We start from the raw sequence: 25,237 nt of genomic DNA, 5'->3' as shown, positions 1-25,237 counted from the left end.
CCGTCCCCGGCAGCCTTCCAGCCTATGTGCTCGGTAGACGGTCGGCCTACGACGAACGTCAGGGTTCTGCCTCAGTTACTTGTCGTCGTCCTTGGTCTGTCACAGCCACGCTCGGCGCTCCCACCGGGCACGATAAGGGCATGAGTCCCAAGCCCTTCGGCAAGCGCAAGAAGGGCGGCGCCGCTCATGCCGTCCGCGAGGAGGTCCGGGGCAGGCTGCGTCAGCGGCTGGCCGAGCTCGCGGCGCCGTGTGTGCGCGTCGACCTCGCTTCGGATGACGCGGCGTCCCCGCCGACCGGTAGCTGCCTTGGCGAGGGTGCGTACTTGCCGCACGGCCAGCCATGGCCGATCGACGAAAACGGCCCGATGTGCTTCGTCGCCCAGATCAACTTCGCCGAGGCGCCGAAGTTGGTCGGCTTCCCCGAACGCGGACTGCTGCAGTGGTTCACCTCCGCCGACGACACCTACGGGCTGACGTTCGACGAGTCGCGGGGGACGGTCGGTTTCCTCGCGCGCTGGTTCGACGACGTGTCCGCGCCCAGCGTGGGCGAGGAGCCGGACGACGTCGACACCGACTGGTCCCCAGTCGGGGACGGACGCCTAATTCTGACGGAAGGCCTGAGTTTACCTGCGTGGAAGGAGCTGCCGGAGGACGTGCGCGCCGAGCCGCTGTGGCAGGAGGTGACGGACGTCCTCGGCGACAAGGGCCTCGCCGCAGTCGGGTATGAGCTCGAGCCCGAAGACGTGTGGGAGGACCTCGCGCGCGGGTACGAGTCGCCGCTGGTCGGCTTCGTCGTCGGCAGCAAAATCGGCGGATTCGCTCGATTCACCCAGACGGACCCACGAGGAGACGGTGCCTACCCCGCCCGCAACGCACCGAGGGGATCAGTGCTGCTGCAGCTGGACTCGGGTGAGAGCGGAGGCTGGGGCGACGGCGGTGTCGGGCAGCTGTTCGCCGACCCTTCCGCGGTAGCCGGCGGCGATCTCTCGTCTGTTCGATACAACTGGGACTGCGGCTGAGCCAAGCAGCCAAGCAGCCAAGGTCAGAGTTCCGAGCATCTCGCTCAACCCGAGGTCGTCCCCGGAAGTTGGCCTCCGCCGTCTCGCAGGACGGTAGTTCAGCGTGCTCCGCACCACGGTCCCCTTACGGCGAAGAAAGTGGCGGCCGCCTCGCCGCCGAGCGCCAACCACACCAGGTTGCAACCGAGAGCGTCCGGTCGCTGACAACCTGGATGAGACAGCGTCCGGGTGCTGACAAGATCCTTGAGACAGATCGTGCCTAATTCGTCTCACAAGAGGTGTCCGCGGAGCGCGCAGCCGCTGACATGAAGATTGAGACCGGACATCCAATCACGGTAGAGGTCCGGGCTGACTTTTTTGGCGGCGGCGCGGCGAGAGAGTGTCCTGTCTCATACAAGCTGTCAGTTTTCTCAAAGATCTTGTCAGTAGTCCGGATCAGGCTCATTCTCGCAATGATCTTGTCAGTAGCGCGGCCCACTCCGAGGTGACGCCCTTGGGGATTGATCTGGCCGGCGCGATCTGTCAGCGCTCCTGCCGATACTGCAGGTATGAATCTCTCCACCGAAGGCTGTCTGGTCTCCAACGTTGCAGGGGCAGCGATGCAGCGTGGTCTGGACGCCATCGGAAAGCCCGACGCGGCTGTCATCGTCAGCGAGAACTTCGCCGAGACCGTGCAGCGACTCGATCCCAGCTCGGGCCTGTACGACACGGACCGTGGCTACGGGGTGGTCGGCGGTCGGACGATTCACCATGACGGGCACACGACCGTCGTGATCAACCACGCGGTCGTCAGCAGCGCTTCCGTCGCGGAGATCGAACGGCTGCTGGCGCACGAGGGCGGCCACGTCCTGCTCCACGCACAGGATGAAGCGGCGTTTGTGGTGCAGCCCGACCGGTCGACCAGCGGTCTCGCCTGGCTGCGGATGATCGCTGAGCTCGCGATCGAGGAGTTCCGAGTCGAGCGACGCGCTGCAGAAGCCGGTTACCCGGTCGCAGGTCTGGCCACGCCCAGCAGCATGAACGATCAGATGTTCGACTTCACCTGTCAGGTCTTCGAGGCGCTGCACGCCCCCGAGTCGGACGACGTGTTCCTCTTCGCGAGCAAGGTCCTGGCCGCTCAGCACCGGCTCACCATCAGCCTGGGCTACCTCGCCGGGGCCGTCGTCGACGGCGGGACCCTCGTCAGCGTGGACGATCTGTCGACCTTTGGCAACCAGTGCTGGAACGAGCTGATCGCCCGCAGCTGGCAGGAGAGGCTGGACCTCTACCGGCGGATCCCAGCTGCAGGCACCTCGTGGGGCGGCTCCGTTCGTGCCACGCATCTGCGGCAGGCAGCCGAGGTGGAGCGGAAGCTCCTCCGCGACACGGGCTTCACCATCCAGAGCAATGACGCCCGCCCAGACTCGAAATGGGCGTTCCGCCGGAGCGGTACTGACGCCATGTTCGAAGCACGCTGGCAGCAGCTGGTCGCAGAAGGCGACCTCCGCGACGATGCGAACGCCGCGGACGCCCCGTGACGAGACAACACAAGGCGAAGCAGCACACGGTGCCGAAGACGTTGCTGCGCGGCTTCGTCGACACGAGGAGCAGGCTGGCGCTCCGACGCCGGGACGGGACGGAGTCGTTGATCTCGGTGAACAACGCGTCCGTGCGCACCAACTTCTACAGCTACACCGGTGCCGCCGGCGCTCTGGTCGATGACATCGAGGACTGGCTGAGCAGCGACATCGAGGGCCCCGTCGCGCCGGTACTCATACGAGCGCGTCGAGGTGACCCCTTGAACGCGCCGGATAACACGGCGCTGGCGAGGTTCGCTGCCAGCGGTCTGCTCCGGACCGCGACCACGCGGGCTCGCCTCGAGCAGGTCGGCGAACACATCGGACCGGTCCTGGTACTTCACGAGCACCTTGTCAACAGGAAGATCGATCCGACGACACTCTCGCCAGACGCGCTGAACGCAGCTCAGGTCGCCGCAACCGCCGTCTGGGAACGGTTGGGCAAGCCAGATGAGCCCGCCCAGGCCAACCTCCGCATATTTCTGCGTGAGTTCGACCGGCTCAGTGAGCGGCTCAACGACTGGACCTGGTCGGTGCGTACGGCACCCAGGGCGTGCCTCATCACGGCGGACGCACCCGTAGCCGTCCTGCCCAGCGCCGACCTTGGCTGGCAAGGCATTCTGCCCCCAGGCTCGCCCGTGTTCATTCCGATCAGCTCACGCCAGCTCCTGATAGGTGAACCGCGGCGCCCTCTTGCCGGTGGCGACCAACTGCTCCCGGAACTCGCCAGCGTCGTGAACGCACGTCTGGCGTTCGAGGCCTACGACGCCCTGTTCGCCAGCCCAAGCGCACCTTGGCCAGACGTGCCGCCCCTATCGCCCACGCGGCCGACAATGCCGACCCCCACGGTCACCTGGTCCCGCAGCGACGGCTCCGCTGACACTACGACCTCGCCCTCCTACCCGGAGATCAACGACCCCGCCATCCGTCGACTCATCGACGACCTCGGTGGCTCTGACGACCTCGGCTCCTAGTCCGGGAGGCAGTGCCCGGCAGGAGGCGTTGCCAGTCCAGGGTTGTAGTGCGACTGTGGATGTTGGCCGAGGCGCCGCGGCCCGTGACGAGGTCCTGCGATGACTGGTGTGCTGCCCGCGAACTTGTCGGCGGTCTCGACGTGCGTGGTCTACGTCGACGGTCTCGGCCAGCCGCGCACCTGTGACCTGCTAGATCTCGCTGGCCTCGCCGTCGAGGGGTGGCGCCCGGTCCGTGACGGGGCTCTTCCCAGATGAGGGTGTAGGTCGGCCGGGCGCGTCGGTCCGCAGATAGACGTCGAGGTCTCCCGACGACGGAGGTTCCTACGCCATCCATCCGAAAGACCTCGACGTGACCGACGCTACCCCGCCGGCCGGCCTCGGCCGCCCTGACCTGACCGCCTTCGCGTCTCATCCCAATCGACCCTGATCGGGTCTGCTGACCCCCTCGACGAGAACGCAGCGACATCACAGCCACCCAACCCCGAGCGGCCGGGAAGCCGGGGCACGTCACATGGCCTGTGCTGCGGGCGTGTCGAGTGGGTCGTCCAGGGGCGACGCAGGAGCGTCGACGCGACGTGCTGAGAGGTGGTTCCAACCGGGCGCTAGGACACCGGCTACAGGCATGGCGATAGGTCAGGAACGGCGTCGCTCCCTGCGCAGGAGGGAGCGCAGAGTCTCGGCGTTCGCGTAGCCGACCCGTAGCGCGATCTCGGCGGAGGTGAGGTCCGTGGTTGCTGAGAGGTGCCGAGCTCGTTCGATGCGAAGCCGTTGGACGAAGCCGAGCGGAGTGATGTTGAGCGCCGCACGGACTCGTCGTTCGAGGGTGCGCCGGCTGGTGCCGAGCGACTGCGCGACGAAGGCGACGTTGAACGGTTCGTCCAGGCGGGCGCGCACGAAGCGTTCGAACTCGACGACGATCGGGTCCTCATGCCGGAGATGTTCGTAGGCGACGAAGGCCGCCTGCGACGGACGCTCGTCGATGATGAGGAGCTTGGCGACATGTTGGGCCAGGTCGGGGCTGATCGATCGCACGAGTGAGAGCGCGAGGTCGATGTGGGCGAACGCGGCGCCGGCGGTGACGAGGTTCCCGTCCACGACGACCATGGTGTCGAGATCGAGGGCGACGGTTGGATAGCGCTTCAGGAACTCCGGCCCCAGGAACCAGCTGGTCGTCGCCCGCCGATGATGCATCCGTCCGGTCTCGGCGACGGCGAACACGCCGGTGCACGCCGCGGCGATCCGGGTGGTCGCGTCGTCGAGGCGCCCGAGCGAGGCGATGACCGAACGAGCATCTCGGCTCTGGAGGGCGTCGTTGGTAGCGGCGGCCGTGAGGGTTCCAAGCGCAGGGACGACGACCACGTCGAACTCTCCGGACTCCGACAGCGGGTGGTCAACCGACAGGGTCATCGATGCCGTCGTGGTCACTCGCCGTTTCGGTCCGAGGATGGCGAGTTCGATCGGGTCGATCCGCGGGTCGATATCGCCGCGGGCTCCGTCGGCCACCCGCACGATGTCGATGACCGACGCGACAGCCGAACCGAAGCAGCCGTCGATCGCGATCAGTCCGATACGCATGGCGCGAACAATAGCAATACTGTCGTATACGCCACTCCCCATCGGCCCTCGCTCGTCATACGCTGAACTCGCCCCACGAAGAACCCCGACTTCAAGGAGAACCCCTCATGTCCACACCCGCATCACTTCCGTATGCCTTCGTCGCCAAGATCGTCGCGGCCGATGGACAGCACGACGCGCTCGCCGATCTGCTCGCCGGCGCTGTCGCACTCGCCAACGAAGAAGTGGGAACGATTGTCTGGTTCGCGGCTAGAACCCACGCCGACACCTTTTGGATCTTCGATGCATTCCCCGACGAGGCCGCTCGCGACGCCCACGCCAACGGCGCCATCGTCGCAGCCCTGATGGCCAACCAGCACCTCCTCGGCGCAGCACCCGAGATCCTGGCGGCCGACGTCCTCGCGTCCAAGCTCCCGTAGTCCGCCAACGCACGAGACGATCGCGCCCCGCCGAGCCGTCGGACCCGACCGCCTCGACACCCGCACCACGTTGACGATCCCCGACGGGCCGATCACGAGGGGGGCCAGGCAACACCAGGCGCAAGCCTGGAGCGGCACTGGTTCACCGGTGGTCATCGAGAGAGCCAGCGCGGTTCCATGGCAGCGCAACTGTGTCAACTTGCCCTCCGTCCCGCTAGGCGCCGTGGGCGGGTCTTGGTTGCGATCCGTTGCCGTGACGGGAGACGCGTTGCGCGTCGCAGCGATGACGGGTCGTTGGCGTTCCGGGGCGTTGCGTTCGTGCGCGTCGCCCGTGCGGCATGGAACATCTCGCTGCGCACACAACGATCGCTGCGCCGACGCACCGTTGACACCTCGCACGTCCAGGTCGCGACACAACGCCACGCCGCGTTGCCGAGCGGAGCGAGGCCTATCGGCACACGGACAGGATGCGGGCTGCGAGCGCTCAGCCGGCGAGGGGTCCGTCGCAGAGGAGAGCGACGTCGGTGTCGGGCAGAGCCGTGAGGCCAGCGCATCGCGCGACCACCAGAACCGAACCGCCCCTGCCCTGCGTTTCCGCAGGTCAGGGGCTGTTCGCCAGAGCCGCCTGTCGGAATCGAACCGACGACCTAATCACGTCGGCTTTGCGTCTATCGCTTGATGCGCCCACTGGGCGAACGAGCCGCTGACCTGCGCAAACGCCGAGAGTGGGGGGCGCCGCCATCCGGTGGTGACCGACGACGACCGACCAGTACCGACCGTTTCACCGGAGCTTGCGGCGGCGTCGAAGCCGAGCAAGCTCCATTCTTTTAGCTCACCGCGCCCTCCTCCTAGCCGGTCCCGTCGTCGTCGAAGACGTTTCAGGGGTCTTCCCAGATGACGGTGTAGGTCGGCCGGGCGCGTCGGTCCGCAGATAGACGTCGAGGTCTCCCGACGACGGAGGTTCCTACGCCATCCATCCGAAAGACCTCGACGTGTCCGACGCTACCCCGCCGGCCGGCTTCGGCCGCCCTGACCTGACCGCCTTCGCTCGACTCGACGGCCTCGGTCTGAGCGTGACCGGGCAACGACTTGAACCGGATCGTGCGGTCCTCGCGTGCCGCGTGGTGGAACCAGATCAGTGGTGCCGACGGTGCGGCAGCGAAGGCGCTGCTCGTGACACCGTGATCCGGCGGTTGGCCCACGAGCCGCTGGGCTGGCGACCCACCGTGCTGGAAGTTGTAGTGCGCCGCTACCGCTGTGCCGACTGCGGACACGTGTGGCGCCAAGACACCAGCGCCGCGGCGGAGCCACGCGCGAAGCTCTCGCGCACCGGGCTGCGGTGGGCGCTGGAAGGGATCGTGGTCGCACACCTCACCGTCGCCCGTGTCGCCGAGGGACTCGGGGTCGCGTGGGACACCGCCAACAACGCGGTCCTGGCCGAAGGCAAGCGGCTGCTGATCAACGACCCCACGCGGTTCGAGGGCGTGAAGGTCATTGGCGTCGATGAGCACGTCTGGCGCCACACCAGGCGTGGCGACAAGTACGTCACCGTGATCATCGACCTCACCCCGGTCCGCGATGGCGCCGGCCCAGCAAGGCTGCTGGACATGGTCGAGGGCCGGTCGAAGGCGGCGTTCAAGACCTGGCTCGCCGACCGCGACGACGCCTTCCGTGACGCGGTCGAGGTGGTCGCGATGGACGGCTTCACCGGGTTCAAGACCGCCGCTGCAGAGGAGATCCCGGACGCGGTCACGGTGATGGATCCCTTCCACGTCGTGCGCTTGGCCGGTGACGCCCTCGACAGGTGCCGGCGCCGGGTCCAACTCGCGATCCACGGGCACCGTGGGTTCAGGGACGACCCGCTCTACAAGTCGCGGCGCACGCTGCACACCGGCGCGGACCTGCTCACCGACAAGCTACGCGCGCTGTTCGTTGATGACGCTCACGTCGAGGTCGAGGCGACCTGGGGTGTCTACCAGCGCATGATCGCCGCCTATCGCCACGAGGACCGGCAACGTGGCCGCGAGCTCATGGAGAAGCTGATCACCGACCTCAGCGCCGGCGTCCCCAAGGTGCTCACCGAGCTCACCACCCTGGGCCGGACCCTGAAGAAGCGAGCCGCTGACGTGCTCGCCTACTTCGAACGACCCGGCACCAGCAACGGGCCGACCGAGGCGCTCAACGGACGGCTCGAACACCTGCGCGGCTCCGCACTCGGGTTCCGCAACCTGACCAACTACATCGCCCGAAGCCTGCTCGAGACCGGCGGCTTCAGACCCCAACTTCTACACCCCCGATTGGGATGAGCCGCCTTGCCAGGCAAGGAGACGGAACTAGCAGACTTCCTCGGCCAAGCTCGATCCATTGTGATGGAGGAGCCGGGCACGATCGCCTGGTTTGCCATCCAATTCGGGCCGTCCACGTTCGGCGTGTACGACGTGTTCCCCGATGACGAGGCACGAGACGCCCATCTGGCGGGCGGCGTGGGCCAGGCGCTCGGATCTAACACCGGCGTACTTTTCTCCGAACCAGTGATCGAAAAGATTGACATCCTCGCTGACAAAATCCCGGCCTAGCTGTGCCAGACCAGGACGTTGGTGACGTTCCTGCGGTGAAGAACCGTCGCGGCCCGATCTTGCGGCCGAGGTACACCCCCCGCGGGGACTTGGAGGCGTGTTTGCGCGGATGTGCCACGCCTAGCCACGGAACTAAAGGATCTCCAAGGGTCACGGTTCAGTTGGCGGCCGGAACGTACGGTCGAGAGCATTCAGGTCCTCGTCGGTCAGCTCCACTTCCAGTGCCGTGGCGTCGTCTTGCACGTGCTCCGGGCTGCTCGCCTCGGGGACAATGCATAGAAAGTCGCGACGCAGCACCCATGCCAGAGCGGCCGCTACGAGGCTGATGCCGTGCCTGGTCGCGACGTCGCCCAATGTCGCGTAGTCGAGGATGCGGCCCTGCTCGATCGGCGAGCACGCCAGCACCGACGATTCTCGACGAGCTACTGCAGCGCGCCGGCCGGATACCGGCCACGTTCGAGTTGATGGTGGGCGTCGCGTCCGGCTCCTCGTGATCCGGCAAGAGCGGGAGCCGCCGTGCTCCTGCGCGGGGTCGAGGGCCGACGGCTGCGGGTGCTCATTGGGCTGGCGCACCGCGCGGCTGCCCGACCTGCCCGTCCGCGCGATGCCGGGGCGTACCGGGGCGTGCTCGGGTGGATCGCCGGGACCCGGTTCGACCCCGAGGTCTGTAGGAAGTCTCGCGTGTTGTGCGCGATGGACCGGGCGTTACCGCTGCCGGCACGTGGGTAATCGGTGAGTAGCAACTCGCCGATCGAAGGAGAACACCCATGCGCGCACTCGTGTACCGCGGACCGAAGGACGTGGCGGTCGAGGACGTCCCGGACGCCCGGATCGAGCGTCCGACCGACGCCCTGGTCAAGGTCACCGCCACGAACATCTGCGGCAGCGACCTACACATGTACGAAGGACGCACCGACGTCGAGCAGGGCAAGGTCCTCGGCCACGAGAACATGGGCCAGGTCATCGAGGTCGGCTCGGCGGTCGACCGCGTCAAGGTCGGTGACTGGGTCGTGCTGCCGTTCAACATCGGCTGCGGCTTCTGCAAGAACTGCGAGTCCGGCCACACCGGCTTCTGCCTGACGGCCAACCCGGGCAGCGCGGGCGCGGCGTACGGCTACGCCGACATGGGCCCGTACGCGGGCGGCCAGGCCGAGCTGCTGCGGGTGCCGTGGGCGGACTGGAACGCGCTCGTGCTGCCCGACGACGCGGAGGAGAAGCAGCTCGACTACGTGATGCTGTCCGACATCTTGCCGACGGGCTGGCACGGCACAGAGCTGGCCGCGGTGAGCCCAGGCGACTCGGTCGTCGTGTACGGCGCTGGCCCGGTCGGTCTGATGGCGGCCCTGTCGGCGCAGGTCAAGGGCGCCGACCAGGTGTTCGTCGTCGACCACCAGCCCGATCGGCTGGCGCTGGCCGCGAAGCTCGGGGCCACCCCGGTCGACGATTCGCAGGGCGACGGCGTCGACCAGGTTCTCGAGGCGACCCGCGGCGAGGGCGCCGACAAGGGCGTAGAGGCCGTCGGCTACCAGGCCCACGACGCCTCCGGCAAGGAGGAGCCGGGCCTGACGATCAACAGCCTCATCGCCGCCGTCCGACCGACCGGCCGGATCGGCGTGGTCGGGGTGTTCGTGCCCGAGGACCCGAACGCCGCCACCGACCTGGCGAAGAAGGGGCAGTTCGCGTTCGACTTCGGGACGTTCTTCTTCAAGGGCCAGGCGATGGGCACCGGTCAGGCGAACGTCAAGCAGTACAACCGCGGCCTGCGGAACCTCATCCACGCCGGGAAGGTCCACCCCGGCCAGATCGTGTCGCAGGAGATGGACCTCGACCAGGCCGTCGAGGGCTACAAGAACTTCGACGACCGCCTCGACGGCTGGACCAAGGTCGTCCTGCACCCCTGAAGTCCGCCCGCCGTCCGACCCGAAGGCTCGACCGCCATGAGAGGACCTGCGTGAGCATCCTCCATCCCATCCGTGACGCCAACGAGAAAGCACAGACGGCGTTCGGCGAAGCGGTGAACTCCGGTCACTTCGCCGGCCGCCTGACCCAAGTCAGTCGGCCGCGCTCAGCTGCGGTCGCCCCCATGAACACAACCGACAGATCACAGCAGGCAAAGGAGAAGTCATGGCAGGCGAACTGAACGGCAAGCGGGTGGCGATCCTCGCCGCCGACGGCGTGGAACGGGTCGAGCTGGAGCAGCCCCGCCAGGCGCTGGACCAGGCGGGGGCGCGCACCGAGCTGCTGTCCCTGCACGACGGGCAGATCGCGGCACGTAACAACGACCTCGACGACGCCGGCACCTTCGACGTCGACGCGCTCGTGCGGTCCGCGGCGGTCGAGGACTACGACGCGTTGCTACTGCCTGGAGGCACGGTCAACCCCGACAAGCTGCGCATCGACCAGGCCGCGGTCAGCTTCGTCCGGGACTTCATGGAGAGCGGGAAGCCGGTCGCGTCGATCTGCCACGGGCCGTGGACGCTGCTCGAGGCCGGCGTCGTGTCCGGTCGGACCCTGACCTCGTTCCCCAGCATCCGCACCGACCTGCGCAACGCCGGCGCCACCGTGGTCGACCAGGAGATCGCCATCGACGGCAACCTCGTCACCAGCAGGTCCCCCGACGACCTGCCCGCGTTCTGCGAGGCGATCGTGAAGACGTTCGGCGGCGCCGGCGTCGCCGCTGAGGGTGCCCGATGACTTCCCGCGGGACCAGCGTGGCGGCGGCGCTGGCCGTGGGGGGTGCCGTTGTCGCGCTGGTCCGACAGCTGCAGCGACGCGTGGCAGCAGGAGCGAGCAAGGACGCCGAGGCGCGGTCGCGCTGGCGGGCCGTCACCATCAACCGCAGCCCCGGCGACGTCCTCGTCGAAGACCACCTGCCCGGCCCATTGGCCGAGCTCGGCGACCTCGTCGAGGTCGAGGTCCGTCCCGCCCCGGGCGGCAAGGGCAGCGAGCTTCGCGCCCGACTTCAAACCCCCGAACCGAGCGGGGCCGCATCAGCGGCTGCCCGCATCTCGGGCCACGACCCGCGGCAACGAGTTCGGGCCGCGCTGCGCGAGGCCAAGCAGCTGATCGAGGTCGGTGAGGTGCTGCGCGTCGACCCGGCGCCCCACGGCCGCCGGACGTCCACACCGGGCGGCGCGCTGGTGGACCTGGCAACCGACCGCGCCTCCGGGGAAGGAGTGCTGTGAAGGCTCTCACCTGGAGAGGCGTCAACGAGACCGCCGTGGAGACGGTCGACGACCCCAAGATCCTCAATGACCGCGACATCATCCTCAAGGTACGACTGACCACCACGTGCGGCTCCGATCTGCACCTGCTCGGCGGCTACATCCCGGCCATGCGCGCCGGCGACGTCCTCGGTCACGAGTTCATGGGCGAGGTGGTCGAGGTCGGTAAAGCGGCTCTTCTTACTTGAGGTGGGGGCTGACCAGTCCGCCGCCGATGAGCAGCATCCGTAGGCGGTAGTTTTCGCGGTTGCGGAAGCCGCGGGCGACGCGCCGGTGGAGCTCGATGAGGCCGTTCACTGCTTCGGTGCCGCCGTTGGAGGCGCCGGCGGTGTCGAAGTAGGCGAGGAACTCTCGGCGCCACTTCTTGAGGGTCCGTCCGAGGCGGGCGACCTCAGGGATCGGGCACGATGCGAACGTCGTCACGATGTTCTCTGCAAGCCGTCGGCCAGCGGCTGGGTCGGGCTGGTGGTAGACCCGCCGGAGTTGTTGGGCGCACTGCCAGGCCACGAACACTTCGAGGTGAGCGGTGTCGGCGTCCATGGCCGCGGCGAGGCGCGCCTGCTGTCGTTCGGTGAGGCGTTCCTCGGCGCAGCGCAGCACGTTCCTGATCTTGTAGAGCGGATCGTCGCGTCGGCCCCGGTGGCCGTGGATGCTCTGCTGGACCCGGCGGCGGACCTCGTCGACGACCTGGCTGCCGAGCTTGACGACGTGGAACGCGTCGAGCACCGATACCGCGTCGGCGAGTTGGTCGTCGATGGCGTTCTTGTAGCCGTGGAACGGGTCCAACGTCGCCACTGCGACCCGGCGGCGGAATCCGTCGCCACGCGCCGCGAGCCAGTCGGCGTACGCCTTTCCGGACCGGCCGGGAACGAGGTCGAGCAGCCGGGCCCGGGTGCGTCCGGCCTGGTCAGGGCTGAAATCGACCATCCCGGTCAACGCCTTCGGCCCGCGCCGGCGTTCGTCGACGTGGTGCCAGATGTGTTCGTCGACGCCGAGGCTGGTGACGTTGTCGAACCGGTCCGGGTCGTCGGCCATGTCCTGCAGCAAGGGCTCGATCGAGCGCCACAGCGTGCGCACGACGTGCCGAGCTGACGGGCCAGGCCGAGGACCGAGGCGTGCTCGAAGCGGAGCTGGCGAATCGCCCACCAGCACGCCCGCACCGTCAACAACGCCCGCGGCCGGGCGACGTCGTCGTGCTGCTCGGTGAACACCCTGGCCGGGCACGCCGGCTCCTCGCACTCCCAGGTCCGCTTGCGCCACACGACGCGCACCGGTCGGCCGAAGCAGGGGGCGTCGACGAGCCGGACGGTCCGCCGACCGTGGCTGCCCGCGATCACCCCACACGCCCGGCAGCCCTGCTCGGCCCGGGGCGACTCCACCGTCACCACCAGCCGTCGGTGCTCGGTGTGGACCTTGATCACCCGCAAGCCGGGTAGCCCGACCAGCAGATCGCAACGGTCGCAGTAGTCGTGGTGGGTGTCGATGCGCAGGCAGCCGCCAGCGCAGCCCGTAGGCTCGCTCATCGTCGGGGTCCTTGTGGAACGGAAGCTTGGTCGCCTCTGATCTTGAGGACCCCGACCCTCACCTCAGCGCATCCGCCCTCACCGGCGTGTCACGCCCGCCCCACCGCAGGTACGAAGAGCCGGATTTGCCCGCCGAAGTGGTCGTTCTTGCCAAGAGCGTCGCGACGCATCTCGACCTCTTTCACGCGGCACTCGCCGACGAGCTCGGCCGATTGGCACCGTGGGTCCCGCCGACGTCGCGGTCGCTTCCACGCTCGCCGACTTCTTCGGTGGGGCCGTTCGTGCGCCTCTTCTGGTGGGGCACGGCTCTGATCCGTCATTCCGCCCACTGGTTCGGTTCTACCGAACGTTCCGGTCGGAACTTGACGATTGATCCGTCCCAATTGAAACGGGAGTCTTGCCAGGCACACACCCACCCAGTGGAGGAATCTTCGTGACCCCTGTTCGTACCCCCGTCGTCGACGAGACGCGTCGACGTCCTCCCGACAGCGTCGCGGTCGGGGGAAGCCGGACCTGGTCCCTGCGCGGCAAGAACTTCGCGGTCGCCGTCACCGAGCTGGTGGCCGGCATCCCTCTGGTCGAACCCCACGCGGTCGACGAACACATCTTGATCGTCGCCGACGACGCGGGAGCCGTCGTCACGGACTCTGCAGGACGATCCGAGAGACTGACCGAGCCCTCGCTGGTGGTCGTCCCGGCCGGGCGGAGCACGATCGAGGCCGCCAGGGACACCGTCGTCCTCCGCGTGTTCGCCGCCCACGACGCCGAGCTCATGCGCCTCGCGGTGAACGACGGGCCGCACGACGATCCCGCCGTCGCACCGCTCCTGACCGACGCCATCCGCAGCGGCGGCCGCTTGCGGGTGCACCGCATGTCGCAGATCCCCGACCAGCCGGGACGGCTCGGGCGGATCTTCTGCACCAGCTCGCTGATGATCAACTGGTTCCCGACCAAGATCGGCGCCCGGGACCCGGAAGCCCTCTCACCCCACGCGCACGACGACTTCGAGCAGATGTCGGTGACGCTGCAGGGTGCGTTCGTCCACCACTTCCGAACCCCCTGGACCACCCGGATGAGCGAGTGGCGCGACGACGACCACGTGAGCGTCGACAGCCCCTCGATGGTGCTGATCCCGCCCAACCTCATCCACACCACCAGCTGGACGGGCGAGGGGGCGCACGTCCTCGTCGACGTCTTCGCCCCGCCGCGCGAGGACTTTCTCGCCGAGGGCTGGGTCATCAACGCCGACGAGTACGCGGGCACGAGCGCGTGACGCCGGGGCCACGTCTCGGGGCGTGGGTGAAGCTGCCGACGCCCGAGACCGTTGAGCTTCTCGCCGTCGCCGGACTCGACTTTGTCGTCGTCGACGACGAGCACGCGACCATCGACATCCGGACGATCTCCACGATGATCTCGACCGCTCTGGGCTGCGGCATCGAGCCCTACGTCAGAGTGGCCGGGGTCTCCCCCCGCGACGTCCAGCCCGCACTGGACGCCGGCGCCCACGGCCTGTTCGTCCCCCAGGTCGGCGACGCGTCCGACGCGCAACGCGCCGTCAACGCCACCCGCTTCCCACCGCTTGGGCGCCGAGGGGCCAGCAATTCCGGACGCGCCGGCCACTGGGGTGTGCAGAGCCTGGCTGAGTACATCGAAGCGGGGAGCGACGTCAAGCTGATCCTGCAGACCGAGACGCCCGGCGCGCTAGCCGCCATCGTCGCCATCGCGCAAACTCCTGGGGTCGACGGGGTGTTCATCGGGCCGTCCGACCTCGCCGTATCGATGGGCGTGGAGCTCGGCGACCCGGCTGCGCGGGCGCTGATCGTCGCGGCCGAGCAGAGCTGCGCCATCCACGACATCCCGGTCGGCACGACGGCCGCCGACGACGCCGTCGACCTGGTCGGACGCGGCTACCGGTTCCTCGTCCTCGGTACCGACGCCGGGCTCCTCCGGTCGGGCGCCTCCGCTGCGGTCGCGCGAGCCCGGGCCCGGTCGGAGGAGGCCGACGTTGGGTGAGGCACTCCCGGCAGCGCTCGTGCACGGCGAGCTGTCCCTGCTGATGTCCGCGCTGTGGTTCGACATCGACCACGGCGACGGGACCCTGGCCTCGACCTTCTTCACCCCGGACGCCAGCCTCACGTTCTCGCGGCGAACCTTCGTCGGGACCGCTGAGATCGACGGGGTCTACCGCACCCGCGCAGCGCGCGGTCCGCGCGTGTCGCGCCACGTGACGACCAACCTGCACCTCACCGTCCGTGCGCCCGCCGCCATCGAGGCCGTGTCGATCCTGACCCTGTACGCCCAGGACGGAGAACCACCGGTCCCCACGACCGTCCCGGTCCTGGTGGCGGACGTCTACGACACCTTCGTCCGCGCGGCCGACCGCGACGGGGACGGCCGCCCGGTTTGGCTGATCGCCGCGCGCCGGATCGAGACCAGGTTCCTCGCCCCCGGCGGCGTGCTCGCCGTCCCCACCGAATGAGGAGTGCCTCGATGACCCACCCCCGCGGCTCCGGAGTGACCCGGCCGCCGTTCCCCGTGCCCGCCGCACGCGGCACCCTGCCGATCGTCGACTCGCTGCTGTTCGCCGACCTGCTGCCCGAGGTCCCCGCCCACGAGCTCTCGGCCGGGTTCCGCCACTACCTCGAACCCTTCGTCGGTATCACCGAAGACGGGACGCCCCGTCCCGGGCTCTACCAGCTCGACCAGGTCGAGGTCCGCCCGAGCCGCGCGGCGGACGCGGCCCGTCGCTACCTCAGTGGGCTCGCTCCCTACCAACGTGTCGTCGGTGCGCTGCCCATGGACGCGCCGGAGTGGCGGCTGTGGACGAACGCCATCCCCACCTGGATCCCGAAGGGCATGCGCCTTGAACGGCTGGGCGCCGCCGACCGCGAGCGTGCCCTGGCCGTGATCGAGGCCAGCCTGAGCAGCGCCGGGTACACGTCGGTGCGCTCGGCGATGAGACTGAACGCCAACCTCGGCGAGCTGATCGGCGACTACCAGGACACGCTCACGGAGTTCGCCTACTGGTTCACGGTCTTCGGTGAACCGTCGTCGGTCGAGCCGTGGGGCTGGCAGCTAATGGGCCACCACATCGACCTGCACTGCGTCTTCGTGGGCGGGCAGATGGTCTTCGCACCCTCGTTCCTCGGCGCCGAACCCACCTCCGGCAGCGGACGGTTCGAAGGCGTGGCTGCTCTCGACGAGGAGACCGAGACCGGGCTGGCGTTCCGCCGCGCTCTCGGGGCGGAGCGGGAGCACGAGTTCGTCCTCAGTGCGTCGATCCGCGCGGCGGACCTGCCGCCAGAGCTCGCGGGACCCTGGAACGGCCGGCACGTGGGCGGGGCCGGACGTGACAACCTCGTGCTCCGACCCGAAGGCATCGTCGCGTCGTCGCTGAGCAGGGACCAGCAGGACGGCCTGGTCGACCTGCTCAGGGTCTACCTCGGACGTCTCCCCGAGCAGCACGCCGAGCGGAAGCTGGCCCAGGTCCTCGGCCACCTGGACGAGACCCGGTTCCTCTGGCGCGGCGGCCAGGACGACGAGTCCGCCTTCTACTACCGCATCCACTCCCCGGTCCTCCTCGTGGAGTACGACAACCATCCCGGGGTGTTCCTGGCCAACCCCGAACCGGCGCGGTTCCACGTCCACACGATCGTGCGGGAGCCGCACGGCAACGACTACGGCAAGAACCTGCTCGCCCAGCACTACGCCGCGCACCACCACGCCTGACTGGCGTCAGCCCCACCCGGCCGCGGTCGTCATCGAGGCGAAGATCTCGGCGATGGCGTCGACGACCGCGGTCCGGTCGGGTCGCGCCTCGGTCCGCGTGATGGCGCAGACCTGGATCGGGTCCGCGTCGGCGACCGGTCGGAACACCACGGTGGACAGCGTGCTCGTCAGTGCGATGGCTCCGGGGTGCAGGCCGACGTGGCCGCGGGTCGCGACGTGCATCACGAGCTCGTCGTAGCGCTCCACCTCCTCGACCAGAGAGTCGGAGATGCCGGCCATGGTGAGCCCCGCCCGCAGCTGCCGCTCCAGGTAGGGGTTGTTCGTCCGCGGCGTCACCAGGATCCGCCGGGACCGCAGCTCGACCAGCGGGACGACCCGCCGGGACACGAGGGGGTCGTCCGCACGCAGGACGACAACGAGGGGCACCTCGCCGAGAACACGGCTCTCCACGCCCGGCCGGGACGGGACCGACCAGCACAGCCCGATGTCGATCGCGCCGTCGGTGAGGGCGGTCAGCTGTTGCGGGGTGTGCATCGGCAGCGGCCGCCACGACGGCAGGGCGTCGGCCCCCGAGCTGGCTTCGACCAGCCGTCCCAGCAGCAGCTGGCCCAGCTCCGGCGTGTGCCCGATGACCAGCTCGCGAGCGGAGGCCGAGTGCCGCCGCGCCGCCCGATGGGCCCGCCGGAGATCCTCGATCGGCTGCCGGATCGCCGCAGCGAACTCCTCACCCTGCGGGGTGAGGCGGACTCGTCGGCTCGTGCGCTGCAGCAGCTGGACACCCAGGCTGCGCTCGAGGGCGCCGACCGCCTCACTCACGCTCGCCGGCGCGAGGTGCAACCGGTCGGCTGCTCGTCGGAAGTGGAGCTCCTCGCACACGGTGAGGAAGCACTCCATCTGGCGCAGGTTCATCTCGCCCTCCACGCTCGTACCCAGCTGGCGTCGGCCGCACTGTTCTACCACGGATCGTTCGGCATCTCCGAAGGTTGACTTCAGGAACCCGGGATTGATCGGGACGAGGGCGCGCGCCCAGAATCGGACCACCGCCTGGCTGCCGCTCGGACCCACGGAGCGATCGTGCAGCCCGGTCGACCGGAGCCCCCAACGTCGAGGAGAAGACCCGTGAGCACGAGCACCTGGATCGACGACGTCACCGCCGCGCAGCTGGAGGACGACCCGCAGCCGATCCACGCGCGGCTCCGGGCGGAGGCGCCCATCTCCTGGGTACCCGAGGTCGGCATGTACGTCGCCTCAAGCTACGAGATTAACCGGCAGCTGACCGAGGACCCCGAGACCTGGCACGGGGTGATCTCCCCCTCGGGCCACCGGACGCACGGCGAGGGCACCGTGCTCAGCGCGAACGGCGAGGACCACCGGGGTCTGCGCGCGATGATGGACCCCTACCTGCGACCGTCCGCGGTCGACGAGTACATCGACTCGCTGGTGCGGCCGTACGCCCGACGCCTCCTCGAGCGGATCGAGGACAACGGCACCGCCGACCTGCAGGCGGAGTACTTCGTGCCGGTCAGCGTCCGGGCGGTCGGCGACGTGATGGGGCTGGACCAGGTCAGCGAGGACAAGCTGGCCGAGTGGTTCAAGGCGCTGGCCGAGGGTGCGCGTAACGTCGCCGTCGGACCGGACGGTACTTGGGCCGACCCCGACGGCTTCGCCGCAGCGGACCGGGCCAAGCGCGAGGTGCGCGAGATCGTCGACCCGCTGCTCGACCAGTGGGCCGAGCGGCCCGGGCACACCCTCATCTCGCACTGGCTGCACGACGGCCTGACCGAGGGGAGCACCCGCGACCGCGAGATCATCTACTCGAACATCAACGTGTACCTGCTCGGCGCCCTCCAGGAGCCCGGCCACCTGATGGCGACCACCCTGGTGGGTCTGCTCCGCTCGCCCGACCAGTTCGACCGCGTGGTCGACGACGCGACGCTCATCCCCCGCGCAGTGTCGGAGAGCCTGCGCTGGGTCGCCCCGATCTTCGCCGCCGCCGCCAAGGTGGCGACGCGTGACGTGCACGTCGGGGGCCTCGACCTGCCCGCGGGTACCGCGGTCCTGATGGCCTACGGCGCCGCCAACTGGGACGAGAAGATCTGGACCGCCCCCGACCGGTTCGACCTCGACCGTCCGCTGCAGCCGCACCTGGGGTTCGGGGCGGGTTCCCACGCGTGCGCCGGCGCGTACCTGGGCACCCAGATCGTTCGCGTGGCGCTCGAGGAGCTGTTCCAGTCGATCCCGACCATGGAGCTGACCGAGGACGTCACGTTCCACGGCTGGGCGTTCCGCGGACCGGAGCACGTCCGCGTCCGCTGGGACGTGTAACGGTGAGCCACCGCGTCACGCTGGCCGGAGTCGCCGAGTTCACCACCGCGGACGGCCAGAGCATCCTGGACGCGGCGCTGCGCGCCAACCGCTGGATCCCGCACAACTGCTCCCAGGGCACGTGCGGCACCTGCCGGTTCAGGGTGCTCGAGGGCTTCGTCGACCATCGTGACTCGCTCGAGGACGTGCTGCCCCAAGCCGACCGCGCGACCGGCTTCGCGCTCGCGTGCCGGTCGACGCCGCTCACCGACGTGCGCGGCGAGCTGCTGGGCACCGTGGCCACGACAACGCCACGTCACCGGCTCCGCGACCTCGAGGGACGCGTCTCACATCGGGAGCTGGTGGCCCGCGAGACCCTGCGTCTGGTCATCGACCTCGACGAGCCGCTCGACTTCGACGCGGGCCAGTACGTCGAGCTGCACATCCCTGGCTCACCCCTGCGACGCGCCTACTCGATCGCCAACCCACCCTCGCAGGACGGCTCGATCGAGCTGCATGTCCGGCTGACGCCGGGCGGCCTGGCCACCGAGAGGTGGATCTTCGCGTCCCTCGCGGTGGGCGAGCGGGTGCGCATGCAGGGCCCGCTCGGGTCGTTCCGCCTGACCGAGCCCGAGGAGGGACCCGTCGTGCTGGTGGCGGGCGGGACCGGGCTGGCGCCGTTAAAGGCCATGGTGCTCCATGCGATCGAGCACGACCTGGCCGACGACATCCATCTGTACCACGGAGGACGCCGGGACGAGGACCTGTACGACCAGGAGCTGTTCCGGTCGCTGGAGGGGCCGGGCTTCCGGTACGTCCCGGTCCTGAGCGAGCAGCGGTGGGTCGGTGCGACCGGCATGGTAACCGACGCCGTCGCCGCCGACTTCCTGACCTGCCGCGGGATGAGCGGCTACATCTGCGGCCCGCCGCCGATGGTGGCAGCCGCGGTGCACACCTTCAAGAAGCGGCGGATGCGGCCCGCGCGGATCTTCCGCGAGGAGTTCACCCCGGCCCCCCTGCCGGTCGGCCTCGACGTCAGCGCCTAGGGCTGTGACCCTTAGGTGTCAAACCCGGCCGGGCGCGGTCGGCGAGCCCACTCCTGGACCCGGTACGGCCAGGACAGGCAATCGAGGCGCCGGGGGCGCACGGAGGCAGGGTCGGTGACGAAGCGTTGGTCCACGGCCGTCGAGGCGTTGCGCGATGTGCTGGCCGACGGCCAGACGGTGGCGGTCGGCGGGTTCGGTCTCAGCGGCAACCCCAGCGACCTGATCGAGGCGGTCCGCGACTCCGGGGTGCAGGACCTGACGGTCGTGTCGAACAACATGGGGGTCGACGGTCAGGGGCTCGGGCTCCTGCTCGAGAACCGCCAGGTCGCGAAGGTTATCGCCTCCTACGTCGGGGAGAACCGGCTGTTCGCACGGCAGTACCTCGATGGAGTGCTCGAGGTCGAGTTCACCCCCCAGGGCACCCTGGCCGAGCGGATGCGGGCGGGTGGGGCGGGCATCGCCGGCTTCTTCACCCGGACGGGCGTGGGCACCCCCGTCGCCGAGGGCAAGCAGGTGCAGCGGTTCGACGGCGAGGACTACCTGCTCGAGCGTGGGATCGTCGCCGACGTCGCCCTCGTGCACGCCCACGTCGCGGACGCTGAGGGCAACCTCGGCTACCGCCTGACGGCCCGCAACTTCAACCCGCTCGTCGCCACCTGCGGGCGGGTGTGCATCGCCGAGGCCGAGCTCATCCTCGACGAGACGTACCTCGACCCCGACCAGGTGGTGACCCCGGGGATCTTCGTCCAACGACTCGTGCCGTGCACCGCGCGCTCGAAGCCGATCGAGAACCGGACCGTGCGACCCAGGACCGCCGCCACCCGGGCGACCCGGGCCGCCGCTGGACCGGGCGGAGCAGCCTGATGGCGTGGACCCGCGACGACATGGCCGCCATCGCCGCCCGCGAGCTGCGCGACGGGGAGTACGCCAACCTCGGGATCGGGATCCCCACCCTCGTCGCCAACCACCTGCCGCCCGGCGTCAGAGTCACCCTCCAGAGCGAGAACGGCATTCTCGGCATGGGTCCCTTCCCCGAGGAGGGGACCGAGGACGCCGACCTTATCAACGCCGGCAAGCAGACCGTGACGCTGCTCCCGGGAGCCAGCATCTTCGACTCGGCGACGTCGTTCGCCATGATCCGGGGCGGCCACGTCCAAATCGCCATCCTCGGCGCCCTGCAGGTCTCCGAGCACGGCGACCTCGCGAACTGGACGATTCCGGGGAAGTTCGTCAAGGGGATGGGCGGGGCGATGGACCTGGTAGCTGGGACCCCCCGGGTCGTGGTCGTCACCGACCACGTCGCCAAGGACGGCACCCCTAAGATCGTGAAGCGTTGCGACCTGCCGCTTACCGGTGCCCGCGTCGTGCAGCGCATCATCACTGATCTCGCCGTCTTCGACGTCGGGCCCGCCGGGCTCGTCCTGCGGGCGCTCGGCCCGCAGGTCCGGCTCGACGAGGTCCGCACGAAGACCGGCGCCGCGTTCGACGTGAGGCTCATGGTGGACCCCGAGGACCCGCACCCGACCGACCAGGGCCGGACCTCGTGAGGGCCCTGATCGTGGGCTACGCCCGCACTGCGTTCGTCCGCTACACCGGCTTGTTCGCTGACGTGCCCGCCACCCGGCTCGGCGGGCACGCCCTGCGGGCCGCCCTGTTGCGCTCCGGCACCGAGCCGGGCGCCGTGGAGCGCGTCTTCGGCGGCCAAGTGCTTCAGGGTGGCGCAGGCCAAAACCCCGCTCGACAGACCGCGGTCGCCGCCGGCATCCCGCTGACGGTCCCGTCAATCACACTCAATGCGGTCTGCCTGTCGGGCATGGAGGCCGTCGCCCAGGCTATCAGTCTAATCGAGGCCGGCCACGCCGACATCGTCGCCGCCGTCGGCCAGGAGTCCATGAGCCTGGCGCCGCACGTGTGGCCCGGGTCCCGCACCGGTCGTCGGTACGGTGCGGTGGAGCTGCTCGACACCCTGGAGCACGACGGCCTAACCGACGCGTTCGAGCACCGGTCGATGGGGGCCTCGACCGAGGACCACAACCGCGACCTCGGCATCACGCGCGAGGACCAGGACTCCTGGGCCGCGGCGTCGCACCAGCGGCTGGCCGCGTCCGCGGAGGTCCAGGCCACCGAGATCGAGCCGTACGTGCTCACCTCTCGACGCGGCGACCAGCGGGTCGACCAGGACGACGGCCTCCGACCCGGCACCACCGTGGAGTCCCTGGCCCGGCTGAGGCCCGCGTTCGGCGACGACGGGACCATCACCGCCGGGACGTCGTCCCAGATCACCGACGGCGCAGCCGCTCTCGTCCTGATGTCCGAGGCGGCGGCCGACCGACGAGGTACACGACCGCTCGCCTACGTCCGGGCCCACGGCCTCGTCAGCGGCCCGGACGTCGGCCTGCAGGCGCAACCCGCCAACGCCATTACCGACGCCCTGCGTCAGACGTCGTGGGGACCTGGCGATCTCGGCGCCGTCGAGATCAACGAGGCCTTCGCCGCGGTCGCGGTCTACTCCACCCGTCGGCTGGGGCTCGATCCCCGTCTCGTCAACGCCCACGGTGGAGCGATAGCCCTCGGACATCCCATCGGTGCCTCGGGCGCCCGGATCGTCGGCCACCTCGCCCGCCGGCTCGTCGCGCTGGGTCCGGGGACGGTCGGCGCAGCCGGCATCTGCGGCGGTGGCGGCCAGGGGGCCGCGCTGGTCCTGGAAGCAGTCTGACTGGCGCTCCGGGCGCTGTCCCCCGCGTCACGCAGATCACCTGTCGACCGGTCCGTATGAGGGCTCTTCTTACTTGAGGTGGGGGCTGACCAGTCCGCCGCCGATGAGCAGCATCCGTAGGCGGTAGTTTTCGCGGTTGCGGAAGCCGCGGGCGACGCGCCGGTGGAGCTCGATGAGGCCGTTCACTGCTTCGGTGCCGCCGTTGGAGGCGCCGGCGGTGTCGAAGTAGGCGAGGAACTCTCGGCGCCACTTCTTGAGGGTCCGTCCGAGGCGGGCGACCTCAGGGATCGGGCACGATGCGAACGTCGTCACGATGTTCTCTGCAAGCCGTCGGCCAGCGGCTGGGTCGGGCTGGTGGTAGACCCGCCGGAGTTGTTGGGCGCACTGCCAGGCCACGAACACTTCGAGGTGAGCGGTGTCGGCGTCCATGGCCGCGGCGAGGCGCGCCTGCTGTCGTTCGGTGAGGCGTTCCTCGGCGCAGCGCAGCACGTTCCTGATCTTGTAGAGCGGATCGTCGCGTCGGCCCCGGTGGCCGTGGATGCTCTGCTGGACCCGGCGGCGGACCTCGTCGACGACCTGGCTGCCGAGCTTGACGACGTGGAACGCGTCGAGCACCGATACCGCGTCGGCGAGTTGGTCGTCGATGGCGTTCTTGTAGCCGTGGAACGGGTCCAACGTCGCCACTGCGACCCGGCGGCGGAATCCGTCGCCACGCGCCGCGAGCCAGTCGGCGTACGCCTTTCCGGACCGGCCGGGAACGAGGTCGAGCAGCCGGGCCCGGGTGCGTCCGGCCTGGTCAGGGCTGAAATCGACCATCCCGGTCAACGCCTTCGGCCCGCGCCGGCGTTCGTCGACGTGGTGCCAGATGTGTTCGTCGACGCCGAGGCTGGTGACGTTGTCGAACCGGTCCGGGTCGTCGGCCATGTCCTGCAGCAAGGGCTCGATCGAGCGCCACAGCGTGCGCACGACGTGCCGAGCTGACGGGCCAGGCCGAGGACCGAGGCGTGCTCGAAGCGGAGCTGGCGAATCGCCCACCAGCACGCCCGCACCGTCAACAACGCCCGCGGCCGGGCGACGTCGTCGTGCTGCTCGGTGAACACCCTGGCCGGGCACGCCGGCTCCTCGCACTCCCAGGTCCGCTTGCGCCACACGACGCGCACCGGTCGGCCGAAGCAGGGGGCGTCGACGAGCCGGACGGTCCGCCGACCGTGGCTGCCCGCGATCACCCCACACGCCCGGCAGCCCTGCTCGGCCCGGGGCGACTCCACCGTCACCACCAGCCGTCGGTGCTCGGTGTGGACCTTGATCACCCGCAAGCCGGGTAGCCCGACCAGCAGATCGCAACGGTCGCAGTAGTCGTGGTGGGTGTCGATGCGCAGGCAGCCGCCAGCGCAGCCCGTAGGCTCGCTCATCGTCGGGGTCCTTGTGGAACGGAAGCTTGGTCGCCTCTGATCTTGAGGACCCCGACCCTCACCTCAGCGCATCCGCCCTCACCGGCGTGTCACGCCCGCCCCACCGCAGGTACGAAGAGCCGGTAAAGCCGTGCGCAACCACCAGGTCGGGGACCGCGTCACCGTCTGCTCGTTCATCGCCTGCGGGCAGTGCTGGTACTGCTCGCAGCAGTTGTACTCGCTGTGCGACAACGGCAACCCGAACCCGGCGCTCACCGAGACGCTGTGGGGCTCGAGCGTCGGGGGCTGCTTCGCCTACAGCCACATGCTCGGCGGGTTCGCCGGCAGTCACGCCGAATACGTCCGGGTCCCCTACGCCGACCAGGGCGCCTTCACCGTCCCCGACGGGGTGTCGGACCTGGCCGCGCTGTTCGCCTCCGACGCCGCCCCGACCGCCTGGACCGGCGCCGACGGCGCCGACATCACCCCCGGCGACACCGTCGCCGTGTGGGGCGCCGGCGGCGTCGGGCAGATGGCCGCCCGCGCCGCGATGCTGATGGCGCCGAGCAGGTCATCGTCATCGACCGGCTCCCCGAACGCCTCCAGCAGGTGCGCCAGCACATCGGCGCCGAAACGCTCGACTACACCCAGGACAGCGTCATCGCCGAGCTCAAGGAACGTACCGGCGGCCGCGGTCCCGACGTGTGCATCGAGGCCGTCGGGATGGAGGCCCACGGCACCGGCCCTGCGTACCTGTACGACCAGGTCAAGCAGCAGCTGCGGCTGCAGTCCGACCGGCCCACCGCCCTGCGGGAGGCGGTCTACGCCTGCCGCAAAGGGGGCGGCCTGTTCGTCCTTGGGGTCTTCGGCGGGTTCATCGACAAGTTCCCGATGGGCGCGCTGATGAACAAGGCTCTGACCGTGCGCGGCGCTCAGCAGCACGGCCAGCGCTACATTCCCCGGATTCTGCAGCACATCGCCGACGGTGAGCTCAACACCGAACACCTCGCCACCCACGTGATGCCCCTCGACCAAGGTCCCCAGGGCTACCAGATGTTCAAGAACAAGCAAGACGGTCGCGTGCGCGCCGTCTTCCAGCCCAACGGGGCTACCGAATCGACGAAATGACCCAGCCCCGACCGGCCGTTGCCGCGGTGGCGGCCTCGGGACACCTAGGCGCCCGAG

General features: G+C 69.4%; 26 protein-coding genes and 1 pseudogene. 22 read left to right on the top strand and 5 right to left on the bottom strand.

All coding sequences use genetic code 11. The features are described from left to right. Positions 1–140 precede the first annotated feature (140 nt). The 3 genes from FHX39_RS10145 to FHX39_RS10135 all read left to right on the top strand — a co-directional run bounded on the left by FHX39_RS10145 (position 141) and on the right by FHX39_RS10135 (position 3,549). Positions 141–1,019: a DUF1963 domain-containing protein gene (locus FHX39_RS10145; protein ID WP_183338074.1), complete on the top strand. Its 879-nt coding sequence runs from the start codon at positions 141–143 to the stop codon at positions 1,017–1,019. A 548-nt stretch (positions 1,020–1,567) separates the two neighbouring features. Then, positions 1,568–2,536, top strand: a complete 969-nt coding sequence (locus tag FHX39_RS10140; RefSeq protein ID WP_183338072.1) for a hypothetical protein — start codon at positions 1,568–1,570, stop codon at positions 2,534–2,536. Positions 2,537–2,565: 29 nt separating this feature from the next. Next, on the top strand, positions 2,566–3,549 hold the full coding sequence (locus tag FHX39_RS10135; RefSeq protein WP_183338070.1) for a DUF4238 domain-containing protein: 984 nt from the start codon (positions 2,566–2,568) through the stop codon (positions 3,547–3,549). Positions 3,550–4,182: 633 nt separating this feature from the next. Here FHX39_RS10135 and FHX39_RS10130 read toward each other — a convergent pair. Then, positions 4,183–5,124, bottom strand: a complete 942-nt coding sequence (locus FHX39_RS10130; RefSeq protein WP_183338068.1) for a GlxA family transcriptional regulator — start codon at positions 5,122–5,124, stop codon at positions 4,183–4,185. 107 nt (positions 5,125–5,231) lie between these two features. On the opposite strand from FHX39_RS10130, the gene FHX39_RS10125 reads away from it, so the two are divergent. The 3 genes from FHX39_RS10125 (at position 5,232) to FHX39_RS10115 (ending at position 8,119) form a co-directional block, all read left to right on the top strand. Beyond that, entirely contained in the window at positions 5,232–5,543 is a 312-nt protein-coding gene (locus tag FHX39_RS10125; RefSeq protein WP_006247389.1) for a putative quinol monooxygenase, read from the top strand. Positions 5,544–6,535: 992 nt separating this feature from the next. Next, positions 6,536–7,849: an ISL3-like element ISPfr2 family transposase gene (locus tag FHX39_RS10120; RefSeq protein WP_183338066.1), complete on the top strand. Its 1,314-nt coding sequence runs from the start codon at positions 6,536–6,538 to the stop codon at positions 7,847–7,849. 6 nt (positions 7,850–7,855) lie between these two features. Then, positions 7,856–8,119 (top strand): putative quinol monooxygenase, encoded by a 264-nt coding sequence (locus FHX39_RS10115; protein WP_183338064.1) that lies wholly within the window; start codon positions 7,856–7,858, stop codon positions 8,117–8,119. Positions 8,120–8,269: 150 nt separating this feature from the next. Here the strand turns inward: FHX39_RS10115 and FHX39_RS10110 are convergent, their stop codons facing one another. Further along, positions 8,270–8,524: an aldo/keto reductase gene (locus FHX39_RS10110; RefSeq protein ID WP_198423347.1), complete on the bottom strand. Its 255-nt coding sequence runs from the start codon at positions 8,522–8,524 to the stop codon at positions 8,270–8,272. Between the two features lie 362 nt (positions 8,525–8,886). Between FHX39_RS10110 and FHX39_RS10105 the strand changes: the two genes are divergently transcribed. From FHX39_RS10105 to FHX39_RS21765, 5 genes are read left to right on the top strand one after another with little or no spacing between them, the layout of a single operon-like run. Then, on the top strand, positions 8,887–10,020 hold the full coding sequence (locus tag FHX39_RS10105; protein WP_183338062.1) for a glutathione-independent formaldehyde dehydrogenase: 1,134 nt from the start codon (positions 8,887–8,889) through the stop codon (positions 10,018–10,020). Positions 10,021–10,070: 50 nt separating this feature from the next. Then, a complete protein-coding gene (locus tag FHX39_RS10100) occupies positions 10,071–10,259 on the top strand; it encodes a hypothetical protein (RefSeq protein WP_183338060.1) in 189 nt (62 codons plus the stop codon). Beyond that, positions 10,244–10,813 carry a type 1 glutamine amidotransferase domain-containing protein gene (locus FHX39_RS10095; RefSeq protein WP_183338058.1) on the top strand — a complete coding sequence of 190 codons (570 nt, stop codon included), beginning with the start codon at positions 10,244–10,246 and terminating at the stop codon, positions 10,811–10,813. The genes FHX39_RS10100 and FHX39_RS10095 overlap by 16 nt, the downstream gene beginning before the upstream one ends. Then, positions 10,810–11,304, top strand: coding sequence for an SRPBCC family protein (locus FHX39_RS10090; RefSeq protein ID WP_183338056.1), 495 nt, complete (start codon positions 10,810–10,812; stop codon positions 11,302–11,304). The genes FHX39_RS10095 and FHX39_RS10090 overlap by 4 nt, the downstream gene beginning before the upstream one ends. 35 nt (positions 11,305–11,339) lie before the next feature. Then, on the top strand, positions 11,340–11,531 hold the full coding sequence (locus FHX39_RS21765) for an alcohol dehydrogenase catalytic domain-containing protein (RefSeq protein ID WP_332836766.1): 192 nt from the start codon (positions 11,340–11,342) through the stop codon (positions 11,529–11,531). On the opposite strand, the gene FHX39_RS10080 is transcribed toward FHX39_RS21765, so the two are convergent. Then, on the bottom strand, positions 11,524–12,567 hold the full coding sequence (locus FHX39_RS10080) for an ISL3 family transposase (RefSeq protein ID WP_198423346.1): 1,044 nt from the start codon (positions 12,565–12,567) through the stop codon (positions 11,524–11,526). The two genes, FHX39_RS21765 and FHX39_RS10080, sit on opposite strands and share 8 nt — an antisense overlap. A gap of 732 nt (positions 12,568–13,299) precedes the next feature. On the opposite strand from FHX39_RS10080, the gene FHX39_RS10075 reads away from it, so the two are divergent. The 4 genes from FHX39_RS10075 to FHX39_RS10060 are packed head-to-tail and all read left to right on the top strand — an operon-like array spanning position 13,300 to position 16,595. Continuing rightward, on the top strand, positions 13,300–14,139 hold the full coding sequence (locus FHX39_RS10075) for a cupin domain-containing protein (RefSeq protein WP_183338054.1): 840 nt from the start codon (positions 13,300–13,302) through the stop codon (positions 14,137–14,139). Then, positions 14,136–14,879, top strand: a complete 744-nt coding sequence (locus FHX39_RS10070; protein ID WP_332836765.1) for an HpcH/HpaI aldolase family protein — start codon at positions 14,136–14,138, stop codon at positions 14,877–14,879. Before FHX39_RS10075 ends, FHX39_RS10070 begins: the two co-directional genes overlap by 4 nt. After that, positions 14,872–15,345, top strand: a complete 474-nt coding sequence (locus FHX39_RS10065) for a nuclear transport factor 2 family protein (RefSeq protein WP_183338050.1) — start codon at positions 14,872–14,874, stop codon at positions 15,343–15,345. Before FHX39_RS10070 ends, FHX39_RS10065 begins: the two co-directional genes overlap by 8 nt. A gap of 11 nt (positions 15,346–15,356) precedes the next feature. Then, positions 15,357–16,595, top strand: coding sequence for a DUF3500 domain-containing protein (locus FHX39_RS10060; protein ID WP_183338048.1), 1,239 nt, complete (start codon positions 15,357–15,359; stop codon positions 16,593–16,595). Between the two features lie 6 nt (positions 16,596–16,601). Here FHX39_RS10060 and FHX39_RS10055 read toward each other — a convergent pair whose 3' ends face one another. Then, positions 16,602–17,504 (bottom strand): LysR family transcriptional regulator, encoded by a 903-nt coding sequence (locus tag FHX39_RS10055; RefSeq protein WP_183338046.1) that lies wholly within the window; start codon positions 17,502–17,504, stop codon positions 16,602–16,604. 210 nt (positions 17,505–17,714) lie between these two features. Here FHX39_RS10055 and FHX39_RS10050 point away from each other — a divergent pair, with 210 nt between their 5' ends. From FHX39_RS10050 to FHX39_RS10030, 5 genes are all read left to right on the top strand, one after another. Then, complete coding sequence (locus FHX39_RS10050; RefSeq protein ID WP_183338044.1) at positions 17,715–18,920, top strand: cytochrome P450; 1,206 nt, start codon at positions 17,715–17,717, stop codon at positions 18,918–18,920. A gap of 2 nt (positions 18,921–18,922) precedes the next feature. Continuing rightward, positions 18,923–19,945 (top strand): 2Fe-2S iron-sulfur cluster-binding protein, encoded by a 1,023-nt coding sequence (locus FHX39_RS10045; RefSeq protein WP_183338041.1) that lies wholly within the window; start codon positions 18,923–18,925, stop codon positions 19,943–19,945. Between the two features lie 114 nt (positions 19,946–20,059). Then, positions 20,060–20,809: a CoA transferase subunit A gene (locus FHX39_RS10040; RefSeq protein ID WP_183338039.1), complete on the top strand. Its 750-nt coding sequence runs from the start codon at positions 20,060–20,062 to the stop codon at positions 20,807–20,809. Further along, positions 20,809–21,492, top strand: coding sequence for a CoA transferase subunit B (locus FHX39_RS10035; RefSeq protein WP_183338037.1), 684 nt, complete (start codon positions 20,809–20,811; stop codon positions 21,490–21,492). The genes FHX39_RS10040 and FHX39_RS10035 overlap by 1 nt, the downstream gene beginning before the upstream one ends. Beyond that, on the top strand, positions 21,489–22,661 hold the full coding sequence (locus FHX39_RS10030; RefSeq protein WP_183338035.1) for an acetyl-CoA C-acyltransferase: 1,173 nt from the start codon (positions 21,489–21,491) through the stop codon (positions 22,659–22,661). Before FHX39_RS10035 ends, FHX39_RS10030 begins: the two co-directional genes overlap by 4 nt. A gap of 69 nt (positions 22,662–22,730) precedes the next feature. Here the strand turns inward: FHX39_RS10030 and FHX39_RS10025 are convergent, their stop codons facing one another. After that, the gene (locus FHX39_RS10025; protein WP_198423346.1) at positions 22,731–23,774 is read right to left on the bottom strand and encodes an ISL3 family transposase; all 1,044 of its coding nucleotides are present in this window, start codon (positions 23,772–23,774) and stop codon (positions 22,731–22,733) included. Between the two features lie 429 nt (positions 23,775–24,203). Between FHX39_RS10025 and FHX39_RS22425 the strand changes: the two are divergent. Together FHX39_RS22425 and FHX39_RS21130 are read left to right on the top strand one after the other, a co-directional pair. After that, positions 24,204–24,374, top strand: a pseudogene (locus FHX39_RS22425) (alcohol dehydrogenase catalytic domain-containing protein); the annotation flags it as partial. Positions 24,375–24,559: 185 nt separating this feature from the next. After that, positions 24,560–25,180 carry a zinc-binding dehydrogenase gene (locus FHX39_RS21130; RefSeq protein ID WP_332836764.1) on the top strand — a complete coding sequence of 207 codons (621 nt, stop codon included), beginning with the start codon at positions 24,560–24,562 and terminating at the stop codon, positions 25,178–25,180. Positions 25,181–25,237 lie beyond the last annotated feature (57 nt).

The organism is Microlunatus antarcticus (genome assembly GCF_014193425.1).
GTDB lineage: Bacteria > Actinomycetota > Actinomycetes > Propionibacteriales > Propionibacteriaceae > Microlunatus > Microlunatus antarcticus.
The sequence above is the reverse complement of the archived record's forward strand: the minus strand, read 5'-3'. Positions and strand labels throughout refer to the sequence as shown.

Excerpts from the sequence above, each read along its gene's own strand:
- FHX39_RS10145 (WP_183338074.1), top strand. The coding sequence starts at position 141 with ATGAGTCCCAAGCCCTTCGGCAAGCGCAAGAAGGGCGGCGCCGCTCAT.
- FHX39_RS10140 (WP_183338072.1), top strand. The coding sequence starts at position 1,568 with ATGAATCTCTCCACCGAAGGCTGTCTGGTCTCCAACGTTGCAGGGGCA.
- FHX39_RS10130 (WP_183338068.1), bottom strand. The coding sequence starts at position 5,124 with ATGCGTATCGGACTGATCGCGATCGACGGCTGCTTCGGTTCGGCTGTC.
- FHX39_RS10125 (WP_006247389.1), top strand. The coding sequence starts at position 5,232 with ATGTCCACACCCGCATCACTTCCGTATGCCTTCGTCGCCAAGATCGTC.
- FHX39_RS10105 (WP_183338062.1), top strand. The coding sequence starts at position 8,887 with ATGCGCGCACTCGTGTACCGCGGACCGAAGGACGTGGCGGTCGAGGAC.
- FHX39_RS10095 (WP_183338058.1), top strand. The coding sequence starts at position 10,244 with ATGGCAGGCGAACTGAACGGCAAGCGGGTGGCGATCCTCGCCGCCGAC.
- FHX39_RS10090 (WP_183338056.1), top strand. The coding sequence starts at position 10,810 with ATGACTTCCCGCGGGACCAGCGTGGCGGCGGCGCTGGCCGTGGGGGGT.
- FHX39_RS10060 (WP_183338048.1), top strand. The coding sequence starts at position 15,357 with ATGACCCACCCCCGCGGCTCCGGAGTGACCCGGCCGCCGTTCCCCGTG.
- FHX39_RS10055 (WP_183338046.1), bottom strand. The coding sequence starts at position 17,504 with ATGAACCTGCGCCAGATGGAGTGCTTCCTCACCGTGTGCGAGGAGCTC.
- FHX39_RS10035 (WP_183338037.1), top strand. The coding sequence starts at position 20,809 with ATGGCGTGGACCCGCGACGACATGGCCGCCATCGCCGCCCGCGAGCTG.